The 2,732-nt window shown below is 61.6% G+C and carries 2 protein-coding genes and 1 pseudogene; 1 reads left to right on the top strand and 2 read right to left on the bottom strand.

Features of this window, described 5'->3' with window-relative positions; translation table 11 throughout:
• Window positions 1–1,014, bottom strand: coding sequence for a phasin family protein (locus tag BN1233_RS46495; RefSeq protein ID WP_082145965.1), 1,014 nt, complete (start codon window positions 1,012–1,014; stop codon window positions 1–3).
• Window positions 1,015–1,513: 499 nt separating this feature from the next.
• Window positions 1,514–2,206: pseudogene (locus tag BN1233_RS41350) on the bottom strand (IS6 family transposase).
• A 213-nt stretch (window positions 2,207–2,419) separates the two neighbouring features.
• On the opposite strand from BN1233_RS41350, the gene BN1233_RS41345 reads away from it, so the two are divergent.
• Window positions 2,420–2,732, top strand: a 313-nt coding sequence (locus BN1233_RS41345) for a phasin family protein (protein WP_046869511.1), incomplete at its 3' end; no start/stop codon positions are given.

Below are 2,732 nucleotides of genomic sequence, written 5' to 3'. Positions count from 1 at the left end.
CTAGGCGGCACCCCGCTGAGTATTGTTCGGCCTCTGCGCAGCAATCGTTCTGGCAGCCTCGTCTGCGACCCGTGTTGAGACTACGGCCATCCTCTGCGCGCTGTCGATCGTCTCGCGCAGCCGCTCACGCATGAACGCGCTCTGAACGGTCATCAACTCCGGAACCGACTGGCAGCGCGTCAGGGCGGTGAACCCGTCGAGGTTCTTTTGCAGGCGCTCCTGCACCAGCTTGAACCATTCCTGGGACAGATCCTGGAAGCCACGGGCCAGGACGTTGCCTGTCTCAGCCATCGCCCTGAGGTTTTGTGATGACTGCTGCGCGAGATCCTGGGCCTGTTCCCCCGTGCGGTTGAGCATCTCGATGGTCTGGTCGGACGTGCGCTGCGCGACCTCCGTCATGGTGTCGAGCCCCGTTCGAACCGCGTCCTGAGCGGTCCGGGCGGTCTGCTGGGCGGCTTGCGGGCCTGCCCAGAGGCTCGCCACAACGGTCTCGGCGGCCTGCTGCACCTTCTCGGCCTCTTCGCGCTCCTGACGCGCTGCGGCCCGGCGCTCCTCGGCTTCCGCGCGCCTCTCCTCCTCGATCTCGGCCTTTCGATCCTCAATGCTCTCGACGATGGCCTGGGCTTCCTCGTCGCTCAGCGCCTTGAGGACGGCCGGCAGCAGCTCCTTCTTCTCGTCTCGCACATGCTGCTGGAAAACGCGTCGCAGCTCCGCGACCTTGCCGCCGAACTCCTCGCTCTCCGGTGGAGTCCTGTCGAGTTCGGCCAGGAGCTTGCGCATCTGTTTGTTGTCGCCGATCGCGTCGGCGACGAGATCCTTGGTTTGCTTGTGCTTCCGCAGGACGGGAAAGAGGTGCTTCTCCTCGAGCTCGGTCAGGAGTTCCAACTCCTCCTTGAGATCAGCCAACAACCTCGCGCGTGTCTTGATGGCGCTTTCCGAGGTCTCGGCGAGCTTGGCGAAAAGCTCATTCGCTTTTGTCGGCGTGGTCTGGATGAGTTGCCGAATAGTTGTCATCTGTTTCTCCATGGACCAGAAAAGCACACGAGGGCGCCACGACAGGCAGGCATGTCAATGCAGTCAGGGCGCCACGAAAACGGTACTCGGGGCGTATGCACTAGGGCCAACAGCCCACGCCCGGCACAGGGCGCAATTCGATTAGGCGAGCCTCCCATCAGCGGGCCCGACTCACCTTAGGGAAAGGCCTACCACGGTGCTGCAATGCAGCATAGAGCAAAACGGGCCGAGCCGTTCTTCGTTTTAATATCAAGAAGCGATGCGCGAGGGGGCAGTGCACAGGTTTGCGGCCGAGGCCCGCCCATGGCGAGGAGCCTGCTTGTCCGCGCGGTCGTTGCAGGATCGAGCGGGTCGTTGTGGCTGGCGTGAGCACTCACCTCGTTCCGGCCACGAGACTGTAAACGTGAACACAGGAGGCGCTTCCGACGCATACATCCTCGGGCGGGCATTGTCACGGGAACCTGAGCGGAGCGCAATTTAGCGGCAGATGAGGTGTCGCTCAGGCAGCAGCGGTCGCACGCCTCCATTGCTTCGCCGCATCGGTTCTGAACAGGCGCAGCGTGCGCCGGGAGATGAGGTGATACTGCAGGTTGAACGAGCTGTGGACTGCAGAGTGGGTGGAGAGGAAGTGCTGGGCTACGCCAGCTGACTTGAAGCCCTGCATCTTGCGCTCACGTCGTACCACCTGGTGCGAGTTTTCTGCTCCGTTGTTCTTGCCGAGATCCTGCTCATGGCACGCGGACAGACCGAGCTCCCGCCGCGCACAAGCATAGGAAGCCAATTTGTTGGTCACGAGCAAGCGCGGAGCATAGCCCTGCTTCTTCAGAAGCTTGCGCATGAGCCTCAGGGCGGCAGACCTGTCCCGGCGCGGCTGCACGAGCAGGTCGAGGATCTCGCCTTCACTGTCGACAGCGCGCCACAGATACATGCGCCATCCCGGGATTGAGATCACCATCTCATCCAAGTGCTAGGTGTTTGCGGGTCGAGGCCGCAGACGGCGCAGGTTTATAGCGACGACAGAGCCGAACTTGAGGACCCACCGTCGGGCGGTCTCGTACGGGATCTCGGGTCCTCGCTCAGCTAGGAGTTTCTCCACATCACAGCAGCTAAGGGTGAATCGGAGATAGAGCTAGATGGGGTGCCGGATGAGCCCGGACGGGAACTGGTGACGGGCGTAGGAGATCGGCTGCATCCCTCACTCTCCCATCGGGAAGCTCAGGTCGTCAGCCTTCCCGTGACAAGTCCGTGGAGGTTTTCGACCCGACGGCCAAGTAATGTTGCACTGCACAATTTTCTTGACTTTTATTGTGCAGTGCACAATATGAAGATCACTCGCCGCGCTGAACCCCTCCGGGGACGCGCACTCAAGAGACAGAGGCGGTGCCTTCGGCCCGTGGGGAAAAGCATGAACCAGCAGTTTGAGCCCATTCAGAAATTCGGTCAGGACAGCGTCGAAGCCTCTTTAAAGAGCTTCGAGGCCGCGAGCAGAGGCGTTCAGGCGATCGGCGCCGAGGCGACCGACTACGCCAAGAAGAGCTTCGAGCACAGCACAGCAACCCTGGAGAGGCTGCTCGGTGTCAAGACCCTCGACAAGGCCATCGAGATCCAGACCGACTACCTCAAGAGCGCCTATGACGGCTTCGTTGCTCAAGCAACCAAGTTTAGCGAGCTCTACACCAGCGTCGCGAAGGACGTCTTCAAGCCCTACGAGGGCCTAG

Origin of the sequence: Microvirga massiliensis, assembly GCF_001006805.1 — a bacterium.
Taxonomy (GTDB): Bacteria; Pseudomonadota; Alphaproteobacteria; order Rhizobiales; family Beijerinckiaceae; genus Microvirga; species Microvirga massiliensis.
Note: the sequence above shows the minus strand (reverse complement) of the source record. Positions and strands in the feature narration are given on the sequence as shown.